General features: G+C 70.1%; 22 protein-coding genes. 14 read left to right on the top strand and 8 right to left on the bottom strand.

Translation table 11 applies throughout. The features are described from left to right. Window positions 1–116: 116 nt before the first annotated feature. From recF to dnaA, 3 genes are all read right to left on the bottom strand, one after another. A complete protein-coding gene (recF, locus tag IE075_RS13025; protein ID WP_189457325.1) occupies window positions 117–1217 on the bottom strand; it encodes a DNA replication/repair protein RecF in 1101 nt (366 codons plus the stop codon). An 80-nt stretch (window positions 1218–1297) separates the two neighbouring features. Further along, window positions 1298–2401, bottom strand: a complete 1104-nt coding sequence (gene dnaN, locus IE075_RS13020) for a DNA polymerase III subunit beta (protein ID WP_189457324.1) — start codon at window positions 2399–2401, stop codon at window positions 1298–1300. Between the two features lie 267 nt (window positions 2402–2668). Next, window positions 2669–4012 (bottom strand): chromosomal replication initiator protein DnaA, encoded by a 1344-nt coding sequence (gene dnaA, locus IE075_RS13015; RefSeq protein WP_189457323.1) that lies wholly within the window; start codon window positions 4010–4012, stop codon window positions 2669–2671. Between the two features lie 281 nt (window positions 4013–4293). Between dnaA and rpmH the strand changes: the two genes are divergently transcribed. From rpmH to mnmE, 4 genes are all read left to right on the top strand, one after another. Beyond that, entirely contained in the window at window positions 4294–4434 is a 141-nt protein-coding gene (gene rpmH / locus IE075_RS13010) for a 50S ribosomal protein L34 (protein ID WP_031374044.1), read from the top strand. 442 nt (window positions 4435–4876) lie between these two features. Then, the gene (gene rnpA / locus IE075_RS13005) at window positions 4877–5176 is read left to right on the top strand and encodes a ribonuclease P protein component (protein ID WP_229792540.1); all 300 of its coding nucleotides are present in this window, start codon (window positions 4877–4879) and stop codon (window positions 5174–5176) included. Between the two features lie 55 nt (window positions 5177–5231). Further along, entirely contained in the window at window positions 5232–6917 is a 1686-nt protein-coding gene (yidC, locus tag IE075_RS13000; protein WP_189457320.1) for a membrane protein insertase YidC, read from the top strand. Between the two features lie 117 nt (window positions 6918–7034). After that, window positions 7035–8426 (top strand): tRNA uridine-5-carboxymethylaminomethyl(34) synthesis GTPase MnmE, encoded by a 1392-nt coding sequence (mnmE, locus tag IE075_RS12995; protein ID WP_189457318.1) that lies wholly within the window; start codon window positions 7035–7037, stop codon window positions 8424–8426. A gap of 175 nt (window positions 8427–8601) precedes the next feature. Here mnmE and IE075_RS12990 read toward each other — a convergent pair whose 3' ends face one another. From IE075_RS12990 to IE075_RS12970, 5 genes are all read right to left on the bottom strand, one after another. Further along, complete coding sequence (locus IE075_RS12990) at window positions 8602–9036, bottom strand: copper-binding protein (protein WP_189457316.1); 435 nt, start codon at window positions 9034–9036, stop codon at window positions 8602–8604. Window positions 9037–9046: 10 nt separating this feature from the next. Further along, window positions 9047–12196 (bottom strand): efflux RND transporter permease subunit, encoded by a 3150-nt coding sequence (locus IE075_RS12985; RefSeq protein WP_189457314.1) that lies wholly within the window; start codon window positions 12194–12196, stop codon window positions 9047–9049. After that, window positions 12193–13542, bottom strand: a complete 1350-nt coding sequence (locus tag IE075_RS12980; protein WP_229792526.1) for an efflux RND transporter periplasmic adaptor subunit — start codon at window positions 13540–13542, stop codon at window positions 12193–12195. The genes IE075_RS12985 and IE075_RS12980 overlap by 4 nt, the downstream gene beginning before the upstream one ends. Next, the gene (locus IE075_RS12975) at window positions 13539–14705 is read right to left on the bottom strand and encodes a TolC family protein (protein WP_229792525.1); all 1167 of its coding nucleotides are present in this window, start codon (window positions 14703–14705) and stop codon (window positions 13539–13541) included. Before IE075_RS12975 ends, IE075_RS12980 begins: the two co-directional genes overlap by 4 nt. A 219-nt stretch (window positions 14706–14924) precedes the next feature. Next, window positions 14925–15311 (bottom strand): hypothetical protein, encoded by a 387-nt coding sequence (locus IE075_RS12970; RefSeq protein WP_189457310.1) that lies wholly within the window; start codon window positions 15309–15311, stop codon window positions 14925–14927. Between the two features lie 617 nt (window positions 15312–15928). Here IE075_RS12970 and IE075_RS12965 point away from each other — a divergent pair. From IE075_RS12965 to IE075_RS12920, 10 genes are all read left to right on the top strand, one after another. Continuing rightward, window positions 15929–16990, top strand: a complete 1062-nt coding sequence (locus IE075_RS12965) for an energy transducer TonB (protein WP_189457309.1) — start codon at window positions 15929–15931, stop codon at window positions 16988–16990. 166 nt (window positions 16991–17156) lie between these two features. Continuing rightward, window positions 17157–18893: a gamma-glutamyltransferase gene (ggt, locus tag IE075_RS12960; protein ID WP_189457306.1), complete on the top strand. Its 1737-nt coding sequence runs from the start codon at window positions 17157–17159 to the stop codon at window positions 18891–18893. Continuing rightward, window positions 18893–19609, top strand: coding sequence for a 2OG-Fe(II) oxygenase (locus tag IE075_RS12955; protein ID WP_189457305.1), 717 nt, complete (start codon window positions 18893–18895; stop codon window positions 19607–19609). The genes ggt and IE075_RS12955 overlap by 1 nt, the downstream gene beginning before the upstream one ends. Window positions 19610–19692: 83 nt before the next feature. Then, a complete protein-coding gene (locus IE075_RS12950; protein WP_189457303.1) occupies window positions 19693–20322 on the top strand; it encodes a ParA family protein in 630 nt (209 codons plus the stop codon). 42 nt (window positions 20323–20364) lie between these two features. Further along, window positions 20365–20841 (top strand): SixA phosphatase family protein, encoded by a 477-nt coding sequence (locus IE075_RS12945; RefSeq protein WP_189457300.1) that lies wholly within the window; start codon window positions 20365–20367, stop codon window positions 20839–20841. Beyond that, the gene (locus tag IE075_RS12940; RefSeq protein ID WP_189457297.1) at window positions 20838–21413 is read left to right on the top strand and encodes a YceI family protein; all 576 of its coding nucleotides are present in this window, start codon (window positions 20838–20840) and stop codon (window positions 21411–21413) included. The genes IE075_RS12945 and IE075_RS12940 overlap by 4 nt, the downstream gene beginning before the upstream one ends. Beyond that, window positions 21410–23326 (top strand): phospholipase D family protein, encoded by a 1917-nt coding sequence (locus tag IE075_RS12935; RefSeq protein WP_189457295.1) that lies wholly within the window; start codon window positions 21410–21412, stop codon window positions 23324–23326. Before IE075_RS12940 ends, IE075_RS12935 begins: the two co-directional genes overlap by 4 nt. A gap of 495 nt (window positions 23327–23821) precedes the next feature. Next, a complete protein-coding gene (locus IE075_RS12930) occupies window positions 23822–24004 on the top strand; it encodes a hypothetical protein (RefSeq protein ID WP_189457293.1) in 183 nt (60 codons plus the stop codon). Window positions 24005–24298: 294 nt separating this feature from the next. Further along, entirely contained in the window at window positions 24299–24733 is a 435-nt protein-coding gene (locus IE075_RS12925; protein ID WP_189457291.1) for a hotdog fold thioesterase, read from the top strand. A gap of 56 nt (window positions 24734–24789) precedes the next feature. Next, window positions 24790–25622, top strand: an 833-nt coding sequence (locus tag IE075_RS12920) for a lysophospholipid acyltransferase family protein (RefSeq protein WP_189457288.1), incomplete at its 3' end; no start/stop codon positions are given.

Below are 25622 nucleotides of genomic sequence, written 5' to 3'. Positions count from 1 at the left end.
AGGGCGGCTCAGCCCCTGCGACGCAGGGCGTCGGTGGCTGACTGCCCGGCAACGAAGACGCGATTCCGATGTTCCACGTGAAACGTGATCAAGGGTGGGGCGGTCGTGCGGTCGCGCTAGGCCAGGACCGTCGCGGTGACTTCGCCGTGTTCCACGTGGAACGTCGCCTTCGGACGCGACCAGGGCAGAACGTCTTCAGGCACTTCCGTCCCCGATATGAACACTTGTGCCGGAAGCGCGTCGAGCCATTCCAGCACCCCGGCCCGGTGGCGACGGTCGAGTTCTGACGCGACGTCGTCGAGCGCAATGACCGGCCAATCGCCGGTGGCCTGCGCGTGGAAACGCGCTTGGCCCAGAAGAACACTCAGTGCGGCGAGCTTGGCCTGTCCGCGGGACAGCGCGCTCCGCCCCGGAACCGCACCGAACTCGAGTCGGAGATCGGCACGATGCGGGCCAACCGACGTGTAGCCGGCGAACGCGTCCCGCTCGCGACTCACGAGCAGGGCGTCCAGCAGCGAGAGCGACTCTCGACGCCAGCCCGGCACGTGCTCGAGACGGGCTTCACCGAGGCTTGGCCCCAGCTCCGCTGCGGTCGCTACCACGGCGGGCTCGAGCGCCTCGACGTAAGCGTCGCGCTGCCGGGCGAGGAGCTCGCCGGATTCGGCGAGTTCGCGGTCCCACGCATCGAGCTGGGCGGCGTTCGGGCGGGCCTTGAGCAGCGCGTTGCGCTGCCGCAGGGCGCGCGAATAACGTCGCCATGCCGGTAGAAACGCCTGTTCCACGTGGAACAAGCCCCAGTCGAGGTAGCGACGACGCGATTCCGCTCCGCCGGTCACCAGTGAATGGCTGCCGGGCTCGAACGTCGTGACAGCGAGCGCCGCACACAGGTCGCCTAGTTGCGACACCGGCTCTGCGTCGAGCCGCCCTTCCCAAGAGGAGCCCGTGTGCCTGAGCCCCGCGCGGCGGCCGCGCGGAATCGGCGAGCTCAGATCCGTCCACTCGACGTAGACCTCAAGCCCTGCGGCATCGGTGCGCACGAGCCCGTCGCGAACGCGCCCGCGGAAGCTGCGCCCGTGCGCCATGAGGTGAAGCGCCTCGAGCAGTGAGGTCTTACCCGCGCCATTGTCTCCGACGATCAGGTTTACGCCACTGCAGGGCGCCAGCGTGGCCTCCCGGATCGAGCGGAAGTTCTTGACGTCGATCCGGCTGACCTGCACCGCGGCGCTGCTCCAAAAGACGACGCCCGGAAGAACCGGGCGCCGAGATGTTCCACGTGAAACACGCCCATCGGCGCGAATCAGAGCCTCAGCGGCATCACCACGTGCCTGCAGCGCTCACTGCCCGCCTCGCGCACAAGCGCCGACGAGTTTGCGTCGCGCAATGCGAGGACGACGTGCTCGTCCTTCAACGACGACAGCGCATCCAGCAGGTAGTTGACGTTGAAGCCAACCGCCAGGTCGTCAACCCGCGTGTCCGCCTCGACCTCCTCCTGCGCTTCCTCCTGCTCGGGATTGTGCGCCGAGATCTTCAGCTGGCCGGGCGACACTTCGATGCGGACGCCGCGGTACTTTTCGTTCGACAAAATCGCCGCGCGCTGCAGCGACGCGCGAAGCAGCTCGCGTTCGATCTTGACTTCACGGTCCGCACCGATCGGTATGACCGCTTCGTAGTCGGGGAAGCGCCCATCGATGAGCTTGCTGGTGAACGTCACGTCGTCGCGCTTGACGCGCAAATGGCCGCGCCCCATCTCCAGCTCGAGAATGCGATCGCCGCCCTCGAGCAAGCGCTGCAGCTCCTGGACGCCCTTGCGCGGCACGATGATCTGACGCTTCGTCTGCGCGCCCATGCCTTCGAAGCCCGACTCACACAGCGCCAGGCGGTGGCCGTCAGTCGCCACGCAGCGCAGCGCGTTTTCGCGCAGGTCAAACAGCAGGCCGTTGAGGTAATAGCGCACGTCCTGCTGCGCCATCGCAAACGCGGTGCGTTCGATCAGCTCCTTGAGGGCTGCCTCAGGTACGTGCACGCGCTCGGTCGCCTCGACCTCGTCGATCGACGGGAAATCACCGGCCGGAAGGCTCGCAAGCGTGAAGCGCGAGCGCCCCGCCTGCACGGTGATCTTTTCCGACGATTGCGAGACCGTGATTTTGCTGCCGTCCGGCAGCGCACGCACGATTTCAAACAGCTTGCGCGCCGGGATCGTGGTCTCCCCGTCCTGCGCGTCGTCGACCGCAACGCGCGAAATCATCTCGACCTCGAGATCAGTGCCGGTCAGCGACAGCTGTCCGTCGTTCACCTGCACGAGCAGGTTCGCGAGCACCGGAAGCGTCTGGCGCCTCTCCACCACATTGACGACTTGCGCGAGCGGCTTGAGAAAGACTTCGCGTTGAAGGCTGAAACGCATGCGGATTCCCGTCCCGGTGCCATTACTAAAGAAGTGGATTAAATCAAAAGCTTGGTGGTGATGGAGGGCCGGAAAACCCGGGAAAACCGACTCAAGCCACTGAATTCAAAAGCTTTTTGCTCATGCCAAACCCCGGTAAAACCGGCGGTGTAGGTCACGGACAAGCTGTGGACAACTCTACCGCACCCGGGCGACGTCCGATCTGTCCACAGCTTCCACCGCATCCGTCCCCGGGTTGTGCACCGCGCTTGCCCACAGGCGCTGCGATCACTCGCTGAGCTTGCGAATCAGCTTGTCCCAGTCCTCCCGCAGCTTGCCGTCGGTCTCCATGAGCGTCCGGATCTGCCGGCACGCGTGGAGCACCGTCGTGTGATCCCGGCCCGCGAACGCGTCGCCGATCTCGGGCAGCGAGTGCTCGGTGAGTTCCTTGGTCAGCGCCATCGCGACCTGACGCGGCCGCGCGAGCGAGCGCGTGCGCCGCTTGCTGAGCAGGTCCTTGATCTGCAGCCCGTAGTAGTCGGCGACGACCTTCTGGATGTTCGGGATGCCGATCGACTGCTGCTGCGCGCGCAGCAGATCGCGCAGCGTTTCCTGGGCGAATTCGACGGTGACCGCGCGGCCGGTGAAGTTCGCGCGTGCGACGAGCGTATTGAGCGCGCCCTCGAGGTCGCGCACGTTGCTGCGCATCTTCTTCGCGAGCAGGAAGGCGACGTCCTCGGGGATGTCGACGCCGCGCTCGTGGGCCTTGCTGAGCACGATCTGCGCGCGCGTCTCGAAGTCCGGCGGCTCGATCGCGACCGACAGGCCCCATGCCAAGCGCGATTTCAGCCGCGGCTCCAGCCCTTCGACCTCGCGTGGATAACGGTCGCAGGTCAGGATGATCTGCTGCTTACCGTCGAACAGCGCGTTGAAGGTGTGGAAGAACTCCTCCTGCGTGCGGTCCTTGCCGGCGAAGAACTGGATGTCGTCGATGAGCAGCGCGTCGATCTGCTGGAACTGGCGCTTGAACGCGTCCATCGTCTTGTCCTGCAGCGACTTCATCATCGCGCTGAAGAACTGCTCTGAGCGCAGGTACATCACGCGCGTGCCCGGGTTCGACTCGCGCATCGCATTGCCGGCGGCGAACATCAGGTGCGTCTTGCCCAGGCCGGTGCCGCCGTAGAGCAGCAGCGGGTTGTGCGCACGATCACCAGGCTTGAGCGACGCCTGCATCGCGGCGGCGCGCCCGAGCTGGTTGCTGCGGCCTTCCACAAAGTTCTCGAACGTGTAGTGGCTGTCGAGCTGCCCGTTGAACGATTCGATCGCCTGCACCGTGCGCGGCGCAGGCGGTTCTGCTGCTCCGGTCGCAGCCGGCGTCGGCGCCGCAGCCGGGACGCGCGGCAGTGAGCCGATCTCGAGCAGCACCTCGTCGGTACCGGCGAAATACGACAGCAGTTCGCGGATGCGCGGCAAGTAGCGCTCGCGCACGTGCTCGACGACGAACGCGTTCGGCGCGTACAGCACCGCCGCGTCGTGCCGGCGCGTGGCCTGGAGCGGCTTGAGCCAGGTGTGGACCTCTTCGAGCGGGAATTCCGCTTCGAGGCGTTCGAGACAGCGGGGCCAGGCATCCATCGTGCGGAAAATGCTCGCTCGGTCGGTCCGCGCGCGGCGGACGAAATGCGCCCATCGCGCGGCGTGCAGGCCGCGGCGGACAGGCGTCAGGGATGCGGCAGCCTATCACCGGGGGGCGGCGGACGACAGGACTTGTCCACAGGCTTCGACCGCGGTAATCCACAGGCACGCGGCGGCGTAGGGCGGGCAGCCCTGCGGCAGAGCGCATCTGGCGATTTGACGCCACGTCGACACCGTCGCTAGACTTCGCGGTTCTCTCTTGCCGTCACCCCGAGCCGACCATGGCCACGAAGCGCACCTACCAGCCCAGCAACCTCAAGCGCAAGCGCGATCACGGCTTCCGTGCCCGCATGGCGACCGCCGACGGCCGCAAGATTCTTGCCCGCCGCCGCGCGAAGGGCCGCAAGCGCCTCTGCGCCTGATCCCGGTGCGCCCCGTGGCATCGGCCGCGTTGCGCGGCCGGCGCGCGCGGGCGTGACGCGCCGGTTTCCGCGCGCGGCGCGTGTCCGCACGCGCGCCGAGTACGACCGCATATTCCAGCACGGCCGACGCGTGGCGTTGCCCGTGCTGGCATTGCATTGGCGGCCTGCACCGCCTGTTGCTGCCGAGCCAGCCGCCCAGCCGTTGCCGACGGATGCGTCCGCCGTCGCCGATGCATCCCAGTTGGATGTATCTCCGCCGCCGGACACCGCTGCGCCTGCTGACATGGCCCGCGTGCACAGCGGCGCTGATCCCGCACACGCATCTGCATCCACCGACGTCCCCACCGCGGGCAGCGTGCCGGCTGCTTCGGCGACGCCTGCACGGCGCTCGGCCGGCGCACATCGCGCTGCGCGACCCGACGCGGCACCGGTTCTCGAGCCCTTGGTCGATGCCGGCGCCCGCCTCGGCCTAGCCGTTTCGCGCAAGGTCGATCGCCGCGCGGTCGTGCGCAACCGCATCAAGCGCGGACTGCGTGAATCATTCCGCGCGCAGCGCACCCGACTTGCGCCGGGCGAGTACGTGGTCGTCGCCCGACCCGGCGCTGCAGCGCTCGACGCCGCGGCGCTGCAGCGCGCGCTGCTGACGCTGCTGCAGCGCGCCGGCGCGTTGCCGCCCGCCCCCCCGGCCGGCACAATGCCGACCGCGGCTTGCACCGATCGCGTGCAGCCCCCATCCCGCTGATCCGCCCTTTCCGATCAACGCGCCGCGCCTTTGCGTCGGCCGAGCCTGCCTGCCGATGAACCAGACCCGCGCCTTCCTGATCTTCGCCTGGCTGATGGTGGCGACCTTGCTGTGGATGGAGTGGGGCCGCGAGCAGAACGCGCCCACGATCGCTCCGACGGTCGCTGCCGATGGCGCGGTGCCGGTGCCGACCGCGGCCGGTGTCCCGGCGGTGCCGACCGCCCCTGGAACTGCGACGGCGGTTGCCGGACCGGGCCGAGCCACCCCGGTTACGGTCACGACCGACGTGTTGAGCGTCGTGCTCGACGGCGGCGAACTCGGCCAAGCCGACCTGCTGCGCTACCCGCGCACGAAGGACGACGGCAGCGCCCCCGTGCGCCTGTTCGACCAGGACCCGGCGAATTTCTTCATTGCGCAAAGCGGCTGGGTCAGCGGCACCGGCCCGGCCCCGAGCCACGAAGGCGGTTTCGCGCCGCAGGGCGCCGCGCGCCGATACGCCCTCGCGCCGGGACAGAACGAAGTCACCGTGCCGTTCGTGTGGACCGGTCCGAACGGGGTGACGATCCGCCGCACGTACACGTTCCGGCGCGGCGACTACGCCGTGCAGGTGCGAGACGAGGTCGTCAACCGCGGCGCGGCGCCGTGGCAGGGCTACGTCTATCGGCAGCTGAGCCGCGTGCCGCGCGCGCTCGAGAACTCCGGGCCGATGAACGCGGCCGGCTACAGCTTCCAGGGCGCGGCGTGGTACAGCGCTGAAGACAAGTACGAAAAGCGCGACTACGAGGACTTTGTCGAGGACGGCACGCTCAACAAGCAGGTCATCGGCGGCTGGATCGCGATGCTCCAGCACCACTTCTTTGCGGCGTGGATTCCGCAGTCCGACGCGACGACGACGTTCTCGCTCGCGACGCCGCGCGGCAGCGCCGGCACCGAATACCTGATCCGCACCTTGGGCCCGGCCGTGACGGTCGCACCGGGCGGCGCCGCGGCGACGCAGGCGCGCCTGTGGGTGGGCCCGAAACTGATCTCCGGCATCCAGGCGCAGCAGGTGCCGGGCCTCGAGCGCGCGGTCGACTTCAGCCGCTTCGGCTGGCTCGCCGCGCTCGGCGACGGCCTGTTCTGGCTGCTCGAAAAGATCCATGCCCTGTCCGGCAACTGGGGCTGGGCGATCGTCGGCCTCGTCGTCGTGATCAAGCTGGTCCTCTACCCGCTGTCGGCCGCGCAGTACCGCTCGATGGCGAAGATGCGCAAGTTCCAGCCGCGCATCGCCCAGCTCAAGGAGCGTTTCGGCGACGACAAGCAGGGCTTCCAGGTCGCGATGATGGACCTGTACCGCAAGGAGAAGATCAACCCGGTCGGTGGCTGCCTGCCGCTGCTGATCCAGATGCCGGTGTTCCTGGCGCTGTACTGGGTGCTGCTGGAATCGGTCGAGCTGCGGCAGGCGCCGTGGATCGGCTGGATCAACGATCTGACCGCGCGCGACCCGTTCTTCGTGCTGCCTGCGCTGAACATGGCGATCATGTGGTTCACCCAGAAGCTCACGCCTGCGGTCGGCATGGACCCGATGCAGCAGAAGATGATGCAGTTCATGCCGCTCGTGTTCGGCGTCATGTTCGCGTTCTTCCCGGCCGGTCTCGTGCTGTACTGGGTCACGAACGCCGGCCTCGGCCTGCTGCAGCAGTGGTGGATGACGCGGCGCTACGCCGAGCCGCCGAGCAAGGCGGCGACGGTCGCGAAGTAAGACACCGGAACCCGCCGCGAGGCGGGTTCCGCGTTTCAGGGTGACACCACCGCCTGCGGCACGACGGCCCGGCAGGCGCGTGTGTCGCGCCCAGACCGCTTGCGCGAGACTGCACGCATGGCATCGACCGACTCCATTCCCGCGCGCGACACGATCGCCGCGATTGCGACCGCCGCCGGCCACGGGGGCGTCGGCATCGTCCGGCTCTCGGGCGCGCGCGCGCCTGCGATCGCGCGTGCCGTGTGCCGGCGCGCGCTCGAACCGCGGCGTGCGCACCACGTCCGGTTCTGCGACGCGGACGGCGCGACGATCGACGACGGCATCGCGCTGCACTTTGCCGGGCCGGCGAGCTACACCGGCGAGGACGTCGTCGAGTTGCAGGCGCACGGCAGCCCGGCCGTGCTGCATGCGCTGCTCGCGCGCTGCATCGCGCTCGGCGCCCGCCACGCGCGGGCGGGGGAATTCAGCGAACGGGCCTTCCTCGAAGGCCGGCTGGACCTCGCCCAGGCCGAGGCGGTCGCCGACCTCATTGCCGCCGCGGACGCACGCGCGGCGCGTGCGGCGCGGCGCGCGCTCGATGGGGAGTTCAGCCGCCGCGTCGAGGCGATCGCCGAGGGCCTGCTGACCGTGCGCGTGCACGTCGAGGCCGCGATCGATTTCGTCGACGAGCCGATCGAAACGCTCGGTGGCGCGCAGCTCCGCGCGCGGCTTGCCGCGTTATCCGATGAGCTCACCGCGTTGCGCGCCGCCGCCGAGCGCGGCCGCCGGCTGCGCGACGGGCTGCATGCCGTGATCGTCGGTCCGCCGAACGCGGGCAAGAGCTCGCTGCTCAACGCGCTCGCGGGCCGCGAGCGCGCGATCGTCACCGACGTCGCCGGCACCACGCGCGACGTGCTCGAAGAGACCGTACGCGTGGACGGGGTCGAACTCACGCTCGTCGACACCGCGGGCCTGCGCGACGGCGGCGATGCGATCGAACGCGAGGGCATGCGGCGCGCGCGGGTCGAACTGCAGCGCGCCGACCTCGCGATCGTCGTGCTCGATGCGCGCGAACCGGACGCCGGCGCCGCGGCGGTCGCCGATGCGATCGCCGACGTGCCGCAGCGGCTGTGGGTGCACAACAAGGCCGACCTGCTCGGCGCCGCGGACGGCGATGCGGACCGGCCCACTCAAACCGTCGCGGCGGGCGCCACCGCGTCCGACGTGCGCCTGCAGGTCTCCGCACGCACCGGCCTGGGACTGGATCGGCTGCACGCCGAGCTCGCGGCGCTCGCCACCGGCGGCGACGCTGGCGAGGGCGCGTTTACGGCGCGCGCGCGCCACGTCGATGCGCTGCAACGTGCAGGCGACGCACTCGACGACGCGCGCGGCCAGCTCGACGGGCAGATGCTCGACCTCAGCGCCGAGGCGTTGCGATACGCGCACGATGCGCTCGGCGAGATCACCGGACGGGTTCGCGCCGACGACCTGCTCGGCGCGATTTTCTCGAGCTTTTGCATCGGGAAATAAAGCCCAAAGCTCGCGCAGGGGCTTACGCCGTGGCTACGAAAACGCCTGCCGGGCGTTTCGGCGCCCGCGGGGACAGGCCCAACCGCATGCGCGGTCCGGGCCGTGCGTTGATCCGCAAGGCCCGGACGGCTGGCAGCCCGTGGCCGCCTCGACGATCTTGCTTTGCCGGCGCGGCTTACTCGGCCGGCGTGATGGTCGTGATCGTGTTGTTCGGGCCGGCCGAGCGGAACTCGAAGTTGATCTTCTGGCCGGCCTGCACGGTCTGCACCTGCTCCGGGGTCGCGTCAAAGCCCATCGTCATCGACGGCCACTTCAGCGCTTCGACCGGGCCGTGGGCGATCACGATCTTGTTCGCGGCGGCGTCGACGGATTCGACCGTGCCGGTCGCGGTCGCGACGGTGCCGGCGGCGTCGCCCGCCATGCCCGCCTGCGCGTCCATGCCGGCGGCCGGCGCCGCGATGGGCTCGACGGCAGGATCGACGGCAGGATCGACGGCCGCCGGCACTGCGACCTCCGCGGTGGCATCGGCTGGCGCGGCAGCGGTGCCGGCTTCTTCGCCGCAGCCGGCGAGAAGGGCGATCGAGAGCAACGGGGCAATCAAAACTTTCATGGTGGAATCCTCACGGAGTGACGGGGGTGGAACGACTGCGGGCGATCCGGCGGCGACACAAGAGCCGGTAGGCCGCCGGAATGATCAACATGGATAGCAGCGGGGCCGTGACCATGCCGCCGATCATCGGGGCGGCAATGCGCTGCATGACCTCCGAGCCGGCGCCGCTGCCGATGAACAGCGGGATCAGGCCGGCCAGGATCACGGCCACGGTCATCGCCTTCGGGCGCACGCGCAACACTGCGCCTTCGCGGATCGCGGCGTCGAGCTCGTCCGGGCCGGCGTGCGGGTTTCGCTCCAGTTCGCGATGCCACGCCTGCCGCAGGTACAGCAGCATGATCACGCCGAACTCGGCCGCCACGCCCGCCAATGCGATGAAACCGATCAGCGTCGCGACCGAGATCGCGTGGCCGAGCATCCAGATCAGCCACAGCCCGCCTACGAGTGCGAGCGGCAGGCTCAGCATGATGATCGAGGCCTCGATGACGTCGCGGAACACGAGGTAGATCAGCAGGAAGATGATCGCGAGCGCGGCGGGCACGACCCATTGCAGGCTTGCAAGCGCACGCTGCAAGTATTCGTACTGGCCCGACCAGCCCAGCGCATAGCCCGGCGGCAGCTTGACCTCGCGTGCCACGGCCGCCTGCAGGTCTTCGACCACCGAGCCCAGATCGCGCCCCGCCACGTCGACGAACACGTACCCGGCCAGCCGGCCGTTCTCGCTCTTGAGCATCGGCGGGCCGGGGCTCAGCGACAGCGTCGCCACCTGATCGAGCGTGAGCTGCACACCGCCGGGCGCGATGATCGGCAGCTGCGCGAGTGCGCCCAGCGAATCGCGATCGGCGCGCGGGTAGCGCACGACGATCGGGTAGCGCTCGCGGCCTTCGATCGTCTCGGCGATCGGATCGCCGCCGACGACCGTGCCGATCAGCCGCTGCAGATCGCCCTGGCTCAGTCCATAGCGCGCTGCGGCTTCGGGGCGGATCTGGACATCGACGTAGCGTCCGCCGCTGACGCGCTCGGCGAGCGCCGAGCTCACGCCGGGCACGGTCTTGGCGACTTGCTCGATGCGGTCACTGAGCTTCTCGATCACCTTGGTGTCGGGGCCTAGCACCTTGATGCCGATCGGGCTCTTGATGCCGGTCGCGAGCATGTCGATGCGGTTGCGGATCGGCGGCACCCACAGGTTCGTGAGGCCCGGCACCTTCACCGCGGCATCGAGCTCGGCCTGCAGCTTCTCCATTGTCATGCCGGGCCGCCACTGGTCCTTCGGCTTGAACGTCACCGTGGTTTCGAACATCTCGATCGGCGCGGGATCGGTTGCGGTATCCGCGCGACCGGCCTTGCCGAACACATGCGCCACCTCGGGCACGGTCTTGATCATGCGATCGGTCTGCTGCAGCAGCTGCGCGGCCTTGCCGGCCGATAGGCCGGGCAGGGCGGTGGGCATGTACAGCAGCGTGCCTTCGTTGAGCGGCGGCATGAACTCGCTGCCGATGCGCGACAACGGGATCAGCGTGATTGCGATCAGCACCACGCCGAGTGCCATCGTCAGGCGCGGGAAATGCAGCACCCATTCGAGCAGCGGTCGATAGCCGGCGATCAGCACGCGGTTCACCGGGTTCTTTGCTTCGGGCTTGATCTTGCCGCGGATCAGGTAGCCCATCAGCACCGGGATCAGCGTGATCGACAGGGCCGCCGCGGCCGCCATCGCATAGGTCTTCGTGTACGCGAGCGGTGCGAACAACCGACCTTCCTGTGCCTGCAATGCGAACACCGGGATGAAGGAGAGCGTGATCACGAGCAGGCTCGCGAACAGCGCCGGGCCGACCTCGGTCGCGGCCTCGCCCATCAGCTGCCAGCGCTCTTCGCCTTCGGCCTCGCGGCCGTGCGCTTCGTGGAAGTGTTCGAGGTGCTTGTGTGCGTTTTCGATCATCACCACGGCCGCATCGACCATCGCGCCGATCGCGATCGCGATGCCGCCAAGCGACAGCAGGTTCGCGCTGATGCCCTGCATGCGCATCACGATGAACGCGGCGAGGATGCCGAGCGGGAGCGTGATCACCGCCACCAGCGCTGAGCGCAGGTGCCAGAGGAACAACGCGCACACGAGCGCGACGACGATGAACTCCTCGATGAGCTTGTGTGAAAGATTGCTGACTGCTTCGCGGATCAGCTCGGAGCGGTCGTACACCGGCACGATCTCGACGCCGGGCGGCAGGCTGCCCTTGAGTTCCTGCAGGCGCGCCTTGACCGCATCGATCGCGGCCAGCGCGTCCTTGCCGCTGCGCAGCACGATGATGCCGCCGGCCACTTCGCCTTCGCCGTCGAGTTCGGCGATGCCGCGGCGGAACGTCGGGCCGCGCTGCACCGTGGCCACTTCGCCGAGCAGCACGGGCACGCCGTCCGGCGACGTGATCGGGATCTGTTCGAAGTCCTGCCGGCGGTCGAGGTAGCCCTCGCTGCGCACCATCAGTTCGGCTTCGCCCTGCTCGATGACCGAGCCGCCGGTCGCGCCGTTCGCGGCCTTCAGCGCGTCGACCAGCTCCGAAATCGTCACGCCGCGCGCGGCGAGCGCCTGCGGATCGGGCACGATCTGCCAGGCGCGCACCATGCCGCCGACGCTTGCGACTTCGGCGACATCGGGGATCGTCTTGAGCTCGTAGCGCAGGAACCAGTCCTGCAGCGCGCGCAGCTGGCCGAGGTCGTTCTTGCCGGTGCGGTCGACCAGCGCGTACTCGTAGATCCAGCCCAGCCCGGTTGCATCGGGGCCGAGCGCGGGTGTCACGCCCTCGGGCAGGCGGTCGCGCACCTGGCTCAGGTACTCGAGCACGCGCGAACGCGCCCAGTACAGGTCGGTGTCGTCGTCGAACAGCACGTAGACGAACGAATCGCCGAAGAACGAATAACCGCGCACCGCCTTGACGCCGGGCACCGACAGCATCGTCGTGGTCAGCGGGTAGGTGACCTGGTCTTCGATAATGCGCGGCGTCTGGCCTGGCCATTCGGTGCGGATGATCACCTGCGTGTCAGAGAGGTCCGGCAGCGCATCGAGCGGCGTGCGCTGCACCGACCAGATGCCGGCGATGGCCAGCAGCACGGCCGCGACGAGCACCAGCGCGCGGTTTGCAATCGACGCCCGGATGATCGCGGCGATCATTGCCCGCCGCCCTTCGCTGGCGCAGCGGGCTTCGGCGGCGGCATCGCCATGCCGCCATGGTCGTTGGCGGGCGCGGCGTCCTGGGCGGGCGCGGCGGGCTGGCCCGCGTCGTCCGCAGGCGCTTCGAGCCGACCGAGCGCGCCCGAGAGGCTCGCTTCCGAATCGATCAGGAACTGGCCTGACGTCACGATGCGTTCGCCGCCTTTGAGGCCTGAGAGAATTTCCGTCCGCCCGCCGCTGGTGCGTCCCGTCGTCACCCGCACCGGCTGGAAGTTGCCATCGGGCCCGACGACGATGACGCGGCTGTCCTCGCCGGTCGCGATCAGCGCCTCGCTCGGAATCAGCGGCACCTCGCGGCCCTCCTCGGATTTGAGCGTGAGCTGGGCGAACATGCCCGGCACCAGCACGCCGTCCTCGTTTTTCAGCACGACGCGCGCCCGCTGCGTGCGCGTGGTCGGATCGATGTCGGGCAACAGCGTCTCGACTTCGCCTTCGAACGTCCTGCCCGGCGCGGCGCTGACGGTCGCGGTGACGGGTGTGCCCGGCCCGATGCCCTGCACGCCGGCCTGCGGGATCGCGGCCTCGAGCCACATCGTGTCGGTGCCGTTGATGCGGAACATCGGCATGCCGGGCATCGCGGTTTGCCCCTCGCGCACCATGATCTCGCTGACGACGCCGCCGCGCGGCGCGCGCAGCGTGACGCCGCCGCTGCCGGCGGTCGTGGCGTTCGACAAGCCCAGATAGCGCAGCCGCTGCTGGGCGGCGCCCTGCAGCTCGCGTGCGTACGGCGAGTCCGCCTGCGCCAGCGCGCGGCTTTCCGCGAGTGCGCTGCCCCACACGGGGGAGAGCACGGTCGCGAGCGGCTGGCCGCGTCCCACCGACTCGAACGGTGCCTTGACGATCAGGCGCGAGATGATTGTTTCCACCGGCGCGCTGACGATCGCCTCCTTGCGCAGGTCCCAGGTCAGCGTGCCGGGCACGCGAAGCTGCCCGGCGAGCGTGCCGGTCTCGACCGCTTCGGTGCGGATGCCGACGTTCTGCTGCACGCCGGGGTCGATCCGAATGCCGGTCGCGCCGCCGCCTTCGTCGGCGTACTTGGGCACCAGTTCCATGTCCATGAAGGGCGACTTGCCCGGCTTGTCGAAGTGCTGGTCCGGCACCATCGGGTCGTACCAGTACAGGACCTTGGGCTCGCCGGCTTCAGCCGTTGCGGTTGTGGCGGGCGCTGCGCCGGCGGGCTCACCACCGTCGCGATTGGCCAGCCAGTAACCGCCGCCGAGGCCCGCGGCCAGCAGCAGCGCGCCGGCCACGCCGGCGATCGTGGTCTGCTCTCGGGACATGTTCATCGGGCGGTCTCCTCGCGCGGCAGCAGGTAGGCCAGCGCGGCCCAGACACGTCCCAGCTCGCCCAGGTGGCGGGCGTGCTCGACGTGGATTTCAAGCTCGTTGCGGCGTGCCTCTAGCCATGGCTGCAGCGGGCCGCCGCCGCCGAACACCGCCACGGCGGTCTCGGAGCGGTCGCGCGCGAGCGGCAGGATCTGCGACTCCTTGCGTTCGACCTGCTGCTTGAGGCCGCGCCATTCGGCCAGCGCGCGCTCGATCGCCTCCTTTTGAGCGCGCCGCGCGTCCTCGCGCTCGGCGACCACCGACGCGAGCTGCGCGCGGCGTGCGGCAATCGCGCGGTCCTGGCGGTTGCGGGAAAACAGCGGCAGGCCCACCCGGAACTCGACCATCACCATGTCTGCGCGCGAGCCGTCGCGCTGCCCGTAGGCCGCTGCGATGCTCCAGTCCGGGCGCTTGTCGGCCGAGGCCAGCGCGATTTCGGCCTCCGCGATCGCCTCGCGATAGCGCCAGTCGAGCAGCTCGCGCTGGCGGTCGATCGTCGACAGCAGCACCTGTTCGGCAAACGGCAACTCGGTGAGCGTCGGCGCCGCGCCGACCGCGGGCAGTTGCTCCGACGGCAGGCCGAGCCAGCGCGCGAGGCTCGCCCGTGCAGCTTGCAGCCGCGCCTGGGCAGCATCGACACGGTTTTCGACCTCGAGCGCCGCGGCCTGCGCGGCCATCGCATCGACGGCCGAACCCGTGCCCGCGCTGAGCCGCGCCTTCGCGACTTTGACTGCCACAGCCGCCTGCTCGCGCAGTGCCGCGTACGAGTCCGTCTCGCGTTGCGCGGCCCAGGTCGCGAGCCAGGCCTGCGCGGCCTGCTCCTGCACTTCGAGCTGCTCGATCGCGCTCAACGCCTGCGCGCGCTCGAGCTGCCGGTCGGCAATCAGCTGCCGCGCCTCGCGCATGGCACGCGCAGGAAACGACTGCATCAGGCCGATCTTCTTCATCGTCATGTCGTCGCCATTCGGCCGGAACGCACCGGAGCCGGACACGGGCATGTTCTCGATGCCGACCATGAGTTGCGGGTCGGGCAGTTCGTCGGCGCGCGCGGCTTCCTCCCGTGCGGCATCGATATTGGCGGATCGCGACTCGAGCGTCGGCGCGCCGCGCCCCGCAAGCGCCACGGCTTCTTCGAAGCTCAGCTGCGCGGCCGCACCCGGGGCCGCGTGAACCGGCAGGAATAACGCGAAGACCGACAGGGCGAAAACGAGCCCTGCACGGGCTGGTGCTGTGGCTAGGCGCCCACGGCGCAAGGCAAAGGAAACACACATAAAAAACCTCCTGACGCGCACAACGAAGCGTCGCCCTCACGGGCAACGGCGAACGGCGTATCAACAGGAGATCTAGATCAGCAGGCTACAAAAGCGCAGCGTGGGCGGCGGATCGGCCCACAGGACCGGAACGCTTTCGTAGAGCTGCAGCGACGACGCCGAAGCAAGCGTCCGGGTCAGCTCGAATCGCAGCGGCGGCAGCAGCACCGGCGTGGGCTGCGCGACGCGCACGTCGGGCGTGGTCGAGTTGTCCGGGTTGCAGTGCTGTTCGCACAGCACCGGTGCGTCCATCGTCTCCATGCCGCCGCAGTCGGGCATCGCGGCCTCGACCGGGGTTGGCACGCCCATCAGCGGACAGGCATACGCGGCGATCGCCGCATGCTGGAAGAGCAGCGTAAAAAGCAGCGCGACCGCGATGCGCAAGGCCATCCGACGGTGACGGAAGCCGCGCAGCTTCACGACACCGACTCCGCACGAACGCCCGATACCGGCTGCTCGGAAGCGGCTGGAAACCCGGCACGGTACGACTTGGCGATACGGCGCAGCACCGGGGCACCGTAGCGCAGGGGCCTGTGAGCATCAAACGAAGGCGGGCTTTGAGAACGCGGCTGCAGGTTTCAGGTGAGCGGCGTGGCGCCCGGCTGCAGAACGTTCTGCACCGCGCCGGACCGGCTCCCGCAACTGACCCGATGGGCCGGCGCCGGGCCGCGAGGCCGCAGGAGCGAATCGACGCAGTGGAGGTCATGCGGTCGATGAAAGTCGCCCCGGACAGGATCGGCCCGGTCACCACGACGACGGCACAACGATGGACGCGACCGCTGGGCCCCTGCGCGCGGACGCACGCCTGAGCCTTGCGCATCGGCGATCGAGCGGCGATTTTGCATCGGCAAACAACGACGCGCGCCGCCGGCCTGCGTCACTTTGTGCCCTCCCGGCGCACGGCGGGATTCGACCGTGATCACAGTTCCAAACCGCCGCCACGCAGGTGCGGCGCGGCGCATTGACAAACGACGCGCTCTGGCGCGTCCTACGACGCGGGCGCCTGTCGGCGCATGCTTCTCTGGGGAGAGAGATCGATGAACCTGAATATCCAGATCCTGTCGTCTCGCCGTGCAGGCCGGGCCACCCAACTCTCGCTCGTGCTGGCGCTGGGTCTCGCGCTCGCAGGCTGCGGCAGCGATGAAAGCGCGCCGGCCGCAACGAATGCACCGGCCGCCGCCGCACCCGCCGTGGACGCCGGCAACGCCGTGTCGGCCCAGGTCGCCGCGATGACGCCGGACCAGCTGCGCGAAGCGGCGTCGACCGCCTATCGCGAGAACCGCCTGTACGCACCGGGCAGCAACAACGCGCTCGAGTACTACCTCGCCCTGCGCGACAAGCAGCCGGGCGACGCCGCGGTCGCGAGCGCGCTGACCGACCTGCTGCCGATGACCGTCATCGCGATCGAGCAGAGCGTCAACCGCGAAGACTTTGCCGAAGCGCAGCGGCTGGCCGCCTTGCTCGAGAAGGCCGACCCGCAGCACCCGGCCGTCGCGCGTCTGAAGACGAGCATCGCGACGCAGCAGGTCGCCGTCGCCAAGCGCGCCGAAGAGCAGAAGCTCACGGCCGAGCAGGAGGCCCTGAAGCAGGCCGAGCTCGAAAAGCAGCGCCTTGCTGACCAGCAGCGCCTGCAGCAGGAGGCCGCCAAGCAGCTCGCGTCGCAGCAGGGCGCGCAGGCGCAGCAGCAGGCCGCCGACCGCCGCGCCGCCGAGCAGCGTGCGAGCGAACAACAGGCGGCCGAGCAGCGGGCCGCCGAGCAGCGCGTGGCCGAACAGCGCGCTGCCGAGCAGCGCGCGGCGCAGGCCCGCACCGCCGCCGCCGCGCCGGCTGCATCGTCGGCCGCGTCCGAACTGCGTGCGCTGTCGACGCCCGCCCCACGCTTCCCGGCCGAAGCGCTGCGCGCCGGCCAGTCCGGCGAGGTGCAGGTCGAGTTCACGGTCGCGCCGGACGGCTCGGTGAGCAACGCGCGCGTCGTGCGTGCGCAGCCGGCCCGCGTGTTCGACCGCGAGGCCGTCAATGCGGTCAAGCGCTGGCGCTTCCAGCCGGTCGACGCACCCGTCACCACGCGCCGCACGATCGCGTTCGATCCGGGCGCCTGAGCCCGGCCATCGGTCGCGAACGACGCCCGGCTCCGGCCGGGCGTTTTCGTTTTGTGGCGGCTCGCAAGGCCGCACTGAATGGCTTGGGCGGATGCGCGCCCCATCGCGTGCAGTCGACCCCTCGCGACGGCAGACTCGGACGGTGTCCCGATTCCGGATCCGCCGCATGCGCCTGTTCCCGCTCCGTGCCCTGTCCGCCGCGCTCGCGCTCGGCCTCGTCGTCGCCCTGCCGTCGCAGGCGGCCGACCGCATCACCGGCGAGCCGTTCGCCACGCGCAGCGAGGTCTACGCGCCGCACGCGATGGCTGCGACCTCGCACCCGCTCGCCACGCAGGTCGCGCTCGACGTCATGAAGGGCGGCGGCAGCGCGGTCGATGCCGCGATCGCCGCCAACGCCGCACTCGGCCTCATGGAACCGACCGGCAACGGCATCGGCGGTGACCTGTTCGCGATCGTCTGGGACCCGAAGACGAAGAAGCTCTACGGCTACAACGGCTCGGGCCGCTCGCCCAAATCGCTCACGCTCGCCGAGTTCCAGCGCCGCGGCCTCACCGATATCCCCGCGCACGGACCGCTGCCGGTCACCGTGCCCGGCACGGTCGACGCCTGGTTCGCGCTGCACGAGAAGTTCGGCCGCCAGCCGATGGCGCAGAACCTAGCGCCCGCGATCCGCTATGCGCGCGAAGGCCATCCGGTGCACGAGGTCATCGCGTACTACTGGGACCGCTCGGTGCCGCGCCTGAGCAAATGGCCGGGCTTTGCCGAGCAGTTCACCGTCGACGGCGGCGGCACGGATAAAAGGCGCGCGCCGCGCACGGGCGAGATGTGGAAGAACCCGAACCTCGCGAGCACGCTCGAAAAAATCGGCAAGGGCGGGCGCGACGCGTTCTACAAGGGCGACATCGCGCGCACGATCGACGCCTACTTCAAGGCGAACGATGGCTTCCTGTCCTACGAGGACCTCGCCGCGCACCGCGGCAACTGGGTCGAGCCGGTCAGCACGAACTACCGCGGCATCGACGTGTGGGAACTGCCGCCGAACGGCCAAGGCATTGCCGCGCTGCAGATGCTCAACCTGCTCGAGCCGTATGACCTGAAGAAGTACGGCTTTGGCAGCCCCGAGCACGTGCACCTCGTCGCCGAGGCGAAGAAGCTCGCGTTCGCCGACCGCGCCGCCTCGTACGCCGATCCGGACTTCTACAAGGCCCCGGTCGAAAAGCTCATCTCCAAGGCCTATGCCCGCGAGCGCGGCAAGCTCGTCTCGATGGACGCGGCCGCCAAGGCCGTCGAGCCCGGCGTCATCCCCGAGCTCAACGAGGGCGACACGATCTACATGACCGTCGCCGACGATCAGGGAATGATGGTCTCGCTGATCCAGTCGAACTACCGCGGCATGGGCAGCGGCATGGCGCCGCCGGGGCTGGGCTTCATCTTCCAGGACCGCGGCGAGCAGTTCGTGCTCAAGCCCGGCCACCCGAACACCTACGCGCCGGGCAAGCGCCCGTTCCACACGATCATCCCGGCCTTTGCGACGAAGGACGGCAAGCCATGGCTGAGTTTCGGCGTGATGGGCGGCGCGATGCAGCCGCAGGGACACGCGCAGATCATCGTCAACCTCGTCGATTTCGGCATGAACCTGCAGGAAGCCGGCGACGCGCCGCGCATCCACCACGACGGCTCGACCGAGCCCGCGGGCCAGAACACCGCGATGAGCGATGGCGGCGTGCTCGAACTCGAGACCGGCTTTCCGTACGAAACGATCCAGGCGCTGATGCGCAAGGGCCATGCCGTGAAGTTCGCCGACGGCCCGTACGGCGGCTACCAGGCGATCATGGTCAATCCGAACGGCGGTTACATTGGCGCGAGCGAGTCCCGCAAGGACGGGCAAGCCGCGGGGTACTGATGATCAACCCCGCGCTCGACGTCATGCATTGGCGCACGCGTCTTCAGAACGAAGGCCGCGTGCAGATCGAGCAGTACCTGCAGCCGGCGGCGGCCGAGCGGCTGCGCACGTGCCTGCAGCAGGAGGTGCCGTGGACCCTCGCGCTGCAGGACGGCGAGGGCGCACGCACGATCGACCACCGCACGTACGTGGCGATGGACGAGGCGGCGCGCGTGCGCCTGTTCCACGACGTCGCGCGCAGCGCGCGTGATGAAACCGACGTGCTGCGGGCATACCGGTTCGCGTACGACAGCTACATGATGGTCGCGGCCTACAAGGAAGGGCGCGACCCGGGGCTGCTGCTCCACCGCGTGCTCGAACTGTTCAATTCGCCCGACTACGTGAACCTGATGCAGGCCCTGACGGGCGACGTGCGCGTGCGCCGCGTCAATGCACAGGCGACGCGCTACCGCGCCGGGCAGTTCCTGCGCGAGCACACCGATGCGCACTCGGGCGAAGGGCGGCTTTACGCGTACGTGCTCAACCTGTCACGGGAGTGGAAGCCGGACTGGGGCGGCCTGTTGCAGTTCATCGACCGCGACCGCGTCACCGCCACGCTCCTGCCGCGCTGGAATTCGCTTTCGCTGTTCCAGGTGCCGGCCGGCCATGCGGTCTCGACGGTCGCGCCGTGGGCCCGCGACGACCGGCTGTCGATCACCGGCTGGTTGCTGACCTGAGCCACCGCAGCGTGGCTGAACCGTGATGACTGCCATCGCCTGCGCGGTGTAGGCTCGCCACGGGTTGGGGCGGAGAGGACGCGATGAAAACCGTGCTCGTGGCCGGGTCGAAAGGCGGGGTCGGCAAGACCACGATCGCCACGCACCTGGCTGCCCATTCGGCGTTGGGCGCCCGCAACACCGCGCTTGTCGATCTCGACCCGCAGGGCTCGTCGCTGCGCTGGGCGCAGCGGCGCCTGCAGATGCCCAGCCCGGTGCTCGGCATCGACGGCGCGGGCCGCCGCGCGTGGACCGACAAGGTCCCGCCCGACACCCACTGGCTCATCATCGATGCGCCTGCTGGCGCGATGGCCGGCGACCTCGCGGCCGCGCTGGAGCAGGCCGACGTGCTGGTCGCGCCCGTGCCGCCATCGACGCTCGACATCGAGGCGACGGTGACGTTCCTCGACTCGCTCGCCGTGCACCCGCGCGTGCGACGCGGCGAGCTGCGCGTCGGGCTGGTCGGCAACAAGCTCAAGCCGTGGACGCAGGCCTCCCAACAGACCGTCGAGCTGCTCGAAAGCTGGCCGTACCCGCTCGTTGCGCAGCTGCGCGACAGCCAGGCGTACGTGCTGCTGTGCTCGCTCGGCAAGAGCCTGTTTGACTACCACTCTGCAAACGTGCGCGAGCACCAGGCCGACTGGCATCCGTTGCTGGACTGGATCGACCGATGACCGCCCGCGCCGCCCCCCTTCTTCCGACGCGAGCGACCGACGATGCGTGAACTGATCCTGCTGCGCCATGCCCATGCCGAGCCGGCCGCGCTCGGCCAGGCCGACCTCGACCGCGCGCTGTCGCCCGACGGCGTCGCCGAGGCCGAGTCGGCCGGCCGCTGGCTTGCCGAGCACGGCCTCGTGCCCGATTGCGTGCTGTGCTCGCCGTCGCGCCGCACGCGCGAAACGCTCGAGACCGTGCTCGGCGCGATCGGCTACGTCGAGCAACGGCTCGAGCCGTCGATCTACGAGGCCACGCCCGGCACGCTCATCGCACTGGCCGACGCGCACGCGCAGGTGGGCCGGCTGATGATCGTCGGCCACAACCCGGGTCTCGAGCAGCTCGTCGCGCTCATGCACAGCGGTCAGAGCGGCGACTACCGCGGCATGCCGCCGGGGGCGGTCGCGGTGCTGAAGCTGCCCGCCGACGCGGCGATCGAGCCGGGCATCGCCACGCTCGACGCGTTCTGGTGGCCGTGATCGCACGCAGCCTCGCACTTGCTTTGCTGCTCGGCCTGCTCGCCCCGGCCGTGAACGCCGGAGAGCCGGCCGCGCTGGAGCCCGGCACGCACACGCTCGACACCGTTGCCACGTTCCAGCTGCGCACGCGCTGGGGCCAGCGTGTGATCGGCGCGTTTCCCGACACCGATGTGGTGCTCGAAGCGATGCCCGACGGCCGGCAGCGCGTGCGCGTCGCGCTGGCCACCGGCGCGCTCGTCATCGCCGACTCGACGCGCTACACGCGCCTGGCCCGCGGGCCGCGCTTCTTCGACTCCGAGCGCCACCCGCACGCGACGTTCGTCTCGGCGCCATTCGAGCCTGCGCTGCTCGAACGCGGCGGTCCGCTGCCCGGCACGCTCACGCTGCTCGGCGAGAGTCGGCCCGCGGCGTTCGAGGTCGAAGCGACCGGTTGCGACACCCCGGGCCGCGCCTGCGATGTCGTTGCACACGGCACGGTCGAGCGCGACGATTACGGCCTCGACGGTCTGCCGATGCTGCTCGGCAACCGGGTCCACCTGACTTTACGCGTCCGCCACGCCGACGGTTCATGACGCTATTTCGCCGCTTCGCGGCGCTCGCCCTGGCCGCGCTGCTGCCGGCCTGCGCCACGCTTTCGCCCGCCCAGCGCGACTCGGCTGCGCAGATCGCTGCGCAGGCGCGGCCGTCGCAGGTCGATTGCGAGCGCGTCGACGCCTGCGCGCAGCCTTCGCCGCTGCGTGCGCTCGGCGCCGATGCGTTCGCCGCCTCCACGCCGGAGGCGCCGCGCCATTACGCGCTGTTGCTCGAACGCGGCACCGACGCGCTGCTCGCGCGCATCAACCTGATCCGCAGTGCGACGACGACGATCGACCTGCAGACCTACATCTTCGATGAGGACGACGCCGGTCGGCTCGTGCTCGAGGAGCTGATCGCCGCGGCCAAGCGCGGCGTGCGCGTGAGGCTGCTGCTCGATCAGCTGTCCGCACTGCGCGACGTGGAAACATTCGCCGCGCTCGCGGGCGCGCATGAAAACCTCGAGGTGCGCCTCTACAACCCCGTGCTCGGCCGCGCACGCATCAACTACCCGCAGTACGTGCTCGCAGCCGCGTGCTGTTGGCGCACGCTCAACCGGCGCATGCACACCAAACTGCTGCTCGTCGATGGCGCCGTCGGCATCAGCGGCGGGCGCAACTACCAGGACGAGTACTACGACTGGGACGACGAGTACGTGTTCCGCGATCGCGACGTGCTCATCGCCGGGCCAACCGCGCGTGCGATGGACACCGAGTTCGACGGCTTCTGGCGCGACCGCCGCGCGGTGCCGATCGAGCAGCTCACTGACGTCGGCCGTCACCTGCTGCGCAACGGGGTGCCCGCGTGGCCCGCGCCCGTCTACGAGCGGCCGCAGCGCACCGCCGCGATGCAGCGCGACGCCGCCGACGCCGCGCTCGTGCGCGAACGCCTCGCCGACCGCGCGATGCAGGTCGGCACCGTGCACTACATCTCCGACTCGCCCGACAAGCACGCCGATGAAGGCCACGTGCACGCGGAGGCATCGGAATCGCTGCGCGCGCTCATCGAATCGGCCCAGGACGAAGTGCTGCTGCAGACGCCGTACCTCGTGCTGTCGCAGCCCGCCCAGCAGATGTTTCGCGACATGCAGGAACGCCCGGCGCCGCCGCGCGTGATCATCTCGACGAACAGCCTCGCGGCGACCGACGCGTTCATCGTCTACGCGCTGTCGCACAAGTACAAACGCCGCTACCTGCGCGAGTTTGGCTTCACGATCTACGAGTACAAGCCGTTCCCGCTCGATGCGCCGATCGACCTGTCCGCCACCGGCGCCACGATGCCGGCGTCGCAACCCGCGAACGCGCCGCTGCCGGCGCGACCGCGCCACCCACAGGGCAGCGCGACCGAGCGCGAGCGCTACCGCGCGCTGTCGCGCGAGTACGCGGCGCTGCGCTATGCACGGCGACGCGCGAACGAACCCGTGCCGCTGCGCCGCGCGGGCGTGCGCATGGGCCTGCACGCGAAGTCGCTGGTGATCGACCGCCGGGTCGGCGTGGTGGGCACGCACAACTTCGATCCGCGCGGCGATGCGTACAACACCGAAAGCGCCGTCGTGATCCCCGATCCCGCGTTCGCCCGTGCGCTCGCCGACAGCATCCGCCGCGACATCGCGCCGGCGAACTCGTGGGTGATCGCGCGCCGTGACAAGCCGCCGGTGCTGTCGGGCCTGGAGTACTCGCTCGGCAAGGTCTCCGAGCAACTGCCGGTGTTCGACCTGTGGCCGATGCGTTACGCGACCAGCTATGAGTTCGTCGCGAGCGCGGAGTGCCCGCAGCCGCTGCCGCCGGACGCGCCAAACTTCCGCGCCTGCTACCGGCCGGTCGGCGATTTCCCGGAAGTCGCGCTCGGTTTGAAGGGCCTGACCACGCGGATCTTCACCGCGTTCGGCGCCGGGCTCGCGCCGATTCTCTGAGGCCGGCGGCCGCGCCGCGTCGCGGGCCGTGATCGCTCGACAGCGCATGCGACGGGCGCACTGGCGCAGTGAGCGCGATGGCCACAACCGTCGAAGTGACCGCAGCGGCTGCAGCGGCGTTCACTGATCGTTGCCGCACCTCGCACCTCGCACCTCGCACGCCGCACGCCGCACGCCGCACCCCGCACCCCGCACCCCGCACCCCGCACGCCGCACGCCGCACGTCACGCCGCTGCGCCTTCGGGCCCGCGCCACCCCGGCCCCGCCGCGCTGAGATCCCCGCGCCCAAGCCGGGCGGTCGCTCCGCGGGCGACGACGCAGCGGCACGCGCTTGATCGGGGCGCTCCGCGCCGGCCACCACGGGGCCTCCAAACGCGCCCCGCGCTGCGCTCGCGCCGATCCCCCACCGGTTGGGTGACTTCCGGCCCATGGCGGCGTCGACCTGGTGTTGTACTTTACCAGCACACCAGAGCACACCCCGACCGGAGCACCGCCATGAACATCCCCCGCCCGCAGACCTTCGTCCCCGCCACCGTCCGCACGCCTGTGGCCCTGTCCCCGCGACCGGCCGAGCGCCGCGAGCGTGATTTCGGCGTCGGCTATGGCCGCAGCAGCGGCTACGCGGCCCCGCGCCGCTACGTCACCAACGCTGCGCTGCCGCGCTTCCGCTTCGCCTGATCCGCCTGCATCACGACCTCCTGCCTCACCCGCCTTCGCCCGAGTCCACCGCCATGACCGCCATCTGCCCCGTCTCTCCCGCCCCGACCGTCGCCCCGCGCCCGCCGCGCGATGCCGCGCCTTCGGCCGCCGTGAGCGCGAGTTCGGCGTCGGCTACGGGCGCAGCAGCGGCTACGCCGCCCCGCGCCGCTACATCACGAACCCCGCATTGCCGCGGTTCCGCTTCGCCTAAGCCGCCGCGCCCCGGCCGACGCGCCGATCGCATCCGATCGCGCCGTCGGCTACCGTGCCGCGATGACCGCTCCCACGCCGCTGTTCCGCAACCCGCCGACCCTTGAGGCGCTCAACGCGCTTTCGCGCGGCACCGCGATCGAAACGCTCGGCATCGTGTTCACCGAACTCGGCCCGGACTTCCTGCGCGGCACGATGCCCGTCGATGCACGCACGCAGCAGCCGTACGGGTTGCTGCACGGCGGCGCGTCCGTGCTGCTCGCCGAAACGCTCGGCAGCACCGCCGGCAACCTGTGCACCGCGCCGGGCCGGCGCTGCGTCGGGCTCGAAATCAACGCAAACCACCTTCGCGCGGTGCGCGAGGGCACCGTCACCGGCACGGCGCGGCCGCTGCACGTTGGGGCACGCACGCAGGTCTGGGAGATCCGCATCGAGGACGCGCGCGGCAAGCCGGTGTGCGTGTCGCGGCTCACGCTCGCGGTGATCGACGCGGACTGAGTCGGTCGTGGGCCGCGTCTGGCTGGGCCCGCAGGCGCTCCGGTATCGTGTCGTCGATGAACGCGCCGCATTCCTCCCCCGGTCCGGCCGCCGCGTCCCACGCCCTGTTCGCACGTGCACTGCGCTACGCGGTGCGCGTGCCGATGCTGCTGTGGCATGCGCTGGTGCACCTGCCGCTGACGCTGCTGCTGATCACGCCGCTGACCGGAGGCCTCAACGTGCGCGGCGAACGGCTCGACCACTGGGTGATCCGCGCCTGGCAGGCCGGGCTCATGCGCGTGTTCGGCTTCCGGTTGCGGCGCGTGGGCACCCCGCTGCCGGGCGCGGTGCTGTTTGTCGCAAACCACGTCGGCTGGGTCGACATCTCGATCCTGCACACCCAGCGCATGATGGGTTTCGTCGCCAAGCGCGAGATCCGCAGCTGGCCGCTGGTCGGCTGGATGGCCACGCGCGGGGAGACGATCTTCCACCGCCGCGGCGACACCGAGTCGCTCGGCGGCGTCATGCAGCTGATGACGCGCCGGCTGCGCAACGGCCGCGCGGTCGGCGTGTTCCCCGAAGGTGGCACGCGCGGCGGCGCCGAGGTCGGGCCGTTCCACGCGCGCATCTTCACCGCCGCAGTCGACGCGCAGGTGCCCGTGCAGCCGGTTGCGCTCGTCTACGGCGAGCGCGGCAGCGCGCAGACACGCGTCGCATTCGCGCGCGGCGAGTCGTTCGTCGGCAATTTCGTTCGCCTGCTCGGCGAGCCCACGCGGCTGGCCGAAGTGCACTTTCTCGAGCCGATCGCGCCGGGCGTGGCCGACGGCCGGCGCCGCATGGCCGAGCTCGCTCGCGAGCGCATCGTCGCCGCGCTCGGCCCCGCGGCGGCCGGCACGCCGCGCGCGCGCCG

The organism is Cognatilysobacter bugurensis, from assembly GCF_014652095.1.
Classification (GTDB): domain Bacteria; phylum Pseudomonadota; class Gammaproteobacteria; order Xanthomonadales; family Xanthomonadaceae; genus Cognatilysobacter; species Cognatilysobacter bugurensis.
The sequence above is the reverse complement of the archived record's forward strand: the minus strand, read 5'-3'. Positions and strand labels throughout refer to the sequence as shown.

Coding starts and splice junctions, on each gene's coding strand:
- dnaN (WP_189457324.1), bottom strand. CDS start 2,401: ATGCGTTTCAGCCTTCAACGCGAAGTCTTTCTCAAGCCGCTCGCGCAA.
- dnaA (WP_189457323.1), bottom strand. CDS start 4,012: ATGGATGCCTGGCCCCGCTGTCTCGAACGCCTCGAAGCGGAATTCCCG.
- rpmH (WP_031374044.1), top strand. CDS start 4,294: ATGGCCACGAAGCGCACCTACCAGCCCAGCAACCTCAAGCGCAAGCGC.
- yidC (WP_189457320.1), top strand. CDS start 5,232: ATGAACCAGACCCGCGCCTTCCTGATCTTCGCCTGGCTGATGGTGGCG.
- mnmE (WP_189457318.1), top strand. CDS start 7,035: ATGGCATCGACCGACTCCATTCCCGCGCGCGACACGATCGCCGCGATT.
- IE075_RS12990 (WP_189457316.1), bottom strand. CDS start 9,036: ATGAAAGTTTTGATTGCCCCGTTGCTCTCGATCGCCCTTCTCGCCGGC.
- IE075_RS12985 (WP_189457314.1), bottom strand. CDS start 12,196: ATGATCGCCGCGATCATCCGGGCGTCGATTGCAAACCGCGCGCTGGTG.
- IE075_RS12980 (WP_229792526.1), bottom strand. CDS start 13,542: ATGAACATGTCCCGAGAGCAGACCACGATCGCCGGCGTGGCCGGCGCG.
- IE075_RS12965 (WP_189457309.1), top strand. CDS start 15,929: ATGAACCTGAATATCCAGATCCTGTCGTCTCGCCGTGCAGGCCGGGCC.
- ggt (WP_189457306.1), top strand. CDS start 17,157: ATGCGCCTGTTCCCGCTCCGTGCCCTGTCCGCCGCGCTCGCGCTCGGC.
- IE075_RS12955 (WP_189457305.1), top strand. CDS start 18,893: ATGATCAACCCCGCGCTCGACGTCATGCATTGGCGCACGCGTCTTCAG.
- IE075_RS12950 (WP_189457303.1), top strand. CDS start 19,693: ATGAAAACCGTGCTCGTGGCCGGGTCGAAAGGCGGGGTCGGCAAGACC.
- IE075_RS12945 (WP_189457300.1), top strand. CDS start 20,365: ATGCGTGAACTGATCCTGCTGCGCCATGCCCATGCCGAGCCGGCCGCG.
- IE075_RS12935 (WP_189457295.1), top strand. CDS start 21,410: ATGACGCTATTTCGCCGCTTCGCGGCGCTCGCCCTGGCCGCGCTGCTG.
- IE075_RS12930 (WP_189457293.1), top strand. CDS start 23,822: ATGAACATCCCCCGCCCGCAGACCTTCGTCCCCGCCACCGTCCGCACG.
- IE075_RS12925 (WP_189457291.1), top strand. CDS start 24,299: ATGACCGCTCCCACGCCGCTGTTCCGCAACCCGCCGACCCTTGAGGCG.